Genomic DNA, 3,830 nt, shown 5'->3' on the forward strand with positions numbered 1-3,830 from the left:
GGCCGGCCACAAGACGGCGCTGGGCCCCCCCCCCTACGATGGGTGGGCGGAACACCCCCCCCCCCCCCCCCCCCCCCCCCCCCCGGTGCCGGCCTCAGGAGGTCAGCGAGGTCTTGCGGGTAGAGATGATCTGGTCCACCAGGCCGTACTCGGCGGCCTCCTCGGCGGTCAGGATCTTGTCGCGCTCGATGTCCTCGCGCACCTGCTCCACCGACCTGTTGGAGTGCTTGGAGAGCATCTGCTCCAGCTGCTCGCGCATCCGGAAGATCTCCTTGGCCTGGATCTCCAGGTCGGACACCTGGCCGCGGCCGGTCTCGGTGTACGGCTGGTGGATCAGGATGCGGGCGTTCGGCAGCGCCATCCGCTTGCCGGGGGTGCCGGCGGCGAGCAGCACGGCCGCGGCGGAGGCCGCCTGGCCCATGCAGACCGTGGTGATGTCCGGCTTGACGTACTGCATGGTGTCGTAGATGGCCGTCAGGGCCGTGAACGAGCCGCCGGGCGAGTTGATGTACATCTGGATCTCGCGGTCCGGGTCCATCGACTCCAGGCACAGCAGCTGCGCCATGATGTCGTTCGCCGAGACGTCGTCGACCTGCGAGCCGAGGAAGATGATGCGCTCCTCGAACAGCTTGGCGTACGGGTCGTACTCGCGGATGCCCTGCGTGGTGCGCTCGACGAAGCGCGGGACGATGTAGCGACCCTCGGCGCGCATGTCCTCGACGCGGGCCTGGGCGGCCGACAGGCTGGGGATGTTCATGGGGGTTCTTGTCCTCCGGGGCGTTGTGGCTGTGGTCTCGTGGGCCGGGCCGAGGCTCAGGCGCCCGTGCCGCCGCCGCCGGGGACGTCCGCGGCGCTGTGCATGATCGCGTCGATGAGGCCGTACTCCAGGGCCTCCTCGGGGGTGAACCAGCGGTCGCGGTCGGAGTCCCGGGTGATCTGCTCGAAGGACTGGCCGCTGTGGAAGGCGATCAGCTCGGACATCCGCTTCTTGGTGCGGAGCAGCTGCTCGGCCTGGATGCGGATGTCCGTGGCGGAACCGCCGAGGCCCGCGGAGGGCTGGTGCATCAGGATGTTGGCGTTCGGCAGCGAGAAGCGCTTGCCCTTGGCGCCGGCGGTCAGCAGGAACTGGCCCATCGAGGCGGCCATGCCCATCGCGATGGTGACGACGTCGTTCTTGATGTACTGCATGGTGTCGTAGATCGCCATGCCCGCCGAGATCGAGCCGCCCGGGGAGTTGATGTAGAGGAAGATGTCCTTCTCGGGGTCCGCGGCCAGCAGCAGCAGCTGCGCGGTGATCTTGTTGGCGATGTCGTCGTCGACCTGCTGGCCGAGGAAGATGATCCGCTCGTTGAGCAGCCGGTTGTAGACCTGGTCGCCCAGGCCGCCGAGCACGTCACCAGAGGCGGCGTGCGGCGCCATCGGGCCCATCTGCATCTGCGGGAACGTCACTTAGCCACCTGCTCAGTCGATTTGGACGGCCGCCGGGCGGCCGTCACGGTGTCGCACAGCTTCCGGGTATCACGTCGTGATTGTTGCTGTCCAAGGACCCTAACGCGCAGGCCCGGCCGCAGAATCCCTCACGCAGAACTGTTCGCTGTGAGCGCAGGGTCGCGGGGGCACCCGGGTGTCCGGTGGGACGACGACGGGCCCGGACACCGTACGGCGTCCGGGCCCGTTGCAGCGCCTCAGGGGGCTACCGGGGCACTCAGGCCTCGGTGCTCTCCTCGGTCTTCTCCTCGGCGGCGGCCTCGACGGTCTCGGCCGTCTCGTCCTCGTCGTCGAAGTTGATCTCGTTGCCCTCGGTGTCGACGACCTTGGCGGCCTCGACCACGGTGGCCAGCGCCTTGCCGCGGGCGACCTCGCCGACCAGCAGCGGAACCTGGCCGCCCTGGACGACCTGCTGGGCGAACTGGTCCGGGGTGAGGCCGGAGCCGGCCGCACGGCGGATGAGGTGCTCGGTGAGCTCCTCCTGGTTAACACCCAGCTCCTCGTTGGCGACGATCTGGTCCAGGACGAACTGGGTCTTGATGCCCTTCTTCGCCTGCTCCTCGATCTCCGCCTCCCACTCCTCGCGGGTCTTGCCCTGGGTCTCCAGGTAGGTGTCGAGGTTCAGGCCCATCGGCTCGAGCTGGTGGTGCTCGAGGTTGTGCTTGCGGGTCTCGATCTCGTCCTTCAGGAGCTTCTCGGGGTACTCGATCTCAACCAGCGCGAGCAGGGCGTCGAGGACCTTCTCCTGGGCCTGGGTGGCCTGGTCGTACTCCTTCATGCGCTCCAGGCGCTTGCGGGAGTCGGCACGCAGGTCCTCCAGGGTGTCGAACTCGCTGGCCAGCTGGGCGAACTCGTCGTCCAGCTCCGGCAGCTCCTTCTCCTGGACGGCCTTGACGGTGACGGTGACCTCGGAGGTCTTGCCCGCCTGGGTGCCACCCTTGAGCTCGGTCTCGAAGGTCTTCTCCTCGCCGGCCGACAGGCCGAGCACGGCCTCGTCGATGCCGTCGATGAGGCGGCCCGAGCCGATCTCGTAGCTGACGCCCGTGGCGGTGCCGTCGTCCGGCACCTCGCCGTCGACCTTGGCGATCAGGTCGACGACCACGATGTCGCCCTCGGCGGCGGCGCGCTCGACGTCCTTGACCGAGGAGAAGCGCTCGCGCAGCTGCTCGAGGGACTTCTCGATGTCCTCGTCGGAGACGGCGATCGGGTCGACGGTCACCTCGATGGAGGAGAACTCCGGCAGGGTGATCTCCGGACGGATGTCCACCTCGGCGGTGAACTTCAGGTCACCGCCGTCGGCGATCTTCTCGACACCCTCGATGTTGGTGATGTCGGGCTGGCCGAGGACCTCGATCTTGCCCTCGTCGACGGCCTGCGTGTAGAAGCGCGGCAGGGCGTCGTTGACGGCCTCCTCCAGCACGGCACCACGGCCGAAGCGCTGGTCGATGACGCGAGCCGGGATCTTGCCCTTACGGAAGCCCGGAACCGTGACCTGCTGGTTGATCTTCTTGTACGCCGCGTCGAGGCTGGGCTTGAGCTCCTCGAAGGGCACCTCGACGGTGAGTCGAACCCGGGTCGGGTTCAGAGTCTCGACGGCGCTCTTCACGGTTAGGTCTCCTAGGGGCTTGCGGTCAGGTTGTCTCCGCCCGTCCCGCACGCCCGGCCGGAGCCGGAACGGGTGGGTCGGACGAGACGGGCGATGGGCGGTTGGAGCTGCATCTCCCGTGTGGGTGGACGGTGAGCTTGACTCCTCGCCCTCGGGCGGTTGACCTGGGTTGACGCCACAGGGACTACCGCCAGCGCCCCATCCTACCGGTACCACGAAAGGCGGACGCCAGGCGCCACCGTACCGCCCGAACAGAACAGGGCCCCGCCCCGGTGGGCGAGACCCTGCCGCACTGTCGGGGTGACCGGATTCGAACCGACGGCCTTCCGCTCCCAAAGCGGACGCGCTACCAAACTGCGCCACACCCCGTGGTGCCGAGAGGAAGCGTACACGCCGGGCCTGTACGGCTCGTCGACTTATTCGGGGCACGGCGGGAGCGGCGCGGAAGGGGGCGTGCGCGGAATGCGGTGTGCACGGGAGGGACCGGAGCGGGTACGCTGTCTCCCGAACTTCCGACCGGGAACGGTCGGCGGCTTCGCGCGGGTGTAGCTCAATGGTAGAGCCCTAGTCTTCCAAACTAGTCACGCGAGTTCGATTCTCGTCACCCGCTCTTCCGGCCCGGGGGGGGGGGGGGCGGGGGGGGAGGGGGGGGGGTGGTTTCTGGGGGGGGAGGGGTATCGAGAAGCACGGACGGGGGGCGGGGGGGGGGGGCGGGTGGAGGGGAAGGGGGGCGGGG

General features: G+C 68.7%; 3 protein-coding genes and 2 tRNA genes. 1 reads left to right on the plus strand and 4 read right to left on the minus strand.

Translation table 11 applies throughout. The features are described from left to right. Positions 1 to 94: 94 nt before the first annotated feature. From ACZ4W5_RS25430 to ACZ4W5_RS25445, 4 genes are all read right to left on the minus strand, one after another. A complete protein-coding gene (locus tag ACZ4W5_RS25430; RefSeq protein WP_360245081.1) occupies positions 95 to 757 on the minus strand; it encodes an ATP-dependent Clp protease proteolytic subunit in 663 nt (220 codons plus the stop codon). 56 nt (positions 758 to 813) lie between these two features. Further along, positions 814 to 1,428, minus strand: a complete 615-nt coding sequence (locus ACZ4W5_RS25435; RefSeq protein ID WP_329931219.1) for an ATP-dependent Clp protease proteolytic subunit — start codon at positions 1,426 to 1,428, stop codon at positions 814 to 816. Positions 1,429 to 1,705: 277 nt separating this feature from the next. Then, a complete protein-coding gene (gene tig, locus ACZ4W5_RS25440; protein ID WP_360245084.1) occupies positions 1,706 to 3,094 on the minus strand; it encodes a trigger factor in 1,389 nt (462 codons plus the stop codon). A gap of 295 nt (positions 3,095 to 3,389) precedes the next feature. Further along, a tRNA-Pro gene (locus tag ACZ4W5_RS25445) sits at positions 3,390 to 3,463 on the minus strand. Positions 3,464 to 3,633: 170 nt separating this feature from the next. On the opposite strand from ACZ4W5_RS25445, the gene ACZ4W5_RS25450 reads away from it, so the two are divergent. Continuing rightward, positions 3,634 to 3,704: transfer RNA gene (locus tag ACZ4W5_RS25450), tRNA-Gly, on the plus strand. The last annotated feature ends 126 nt before the right edge of the window (positions 3,705 to 3,830 follow it).

The organism is Kitasatospora sp. NPDC029367, from assembly GCF_055569135.1.

Coding starts and splice junctions, on each gene's coding strand:
- ACZ4W5_RS25435 (WP_329931219.1), bottom strand. CDS start 1,428: ATGGGCCCGATGGCGCCGCACGCCGCCTCTGGTGACGTGCTCGGCGGC.
- ACZ4W5_RS25430 (WP_360245081.1), bottom strand. CDS start 757: ATGAACATCCCCAGCCTGTCGGCCGCCCAGGCCCGCGTCGAGGACATG.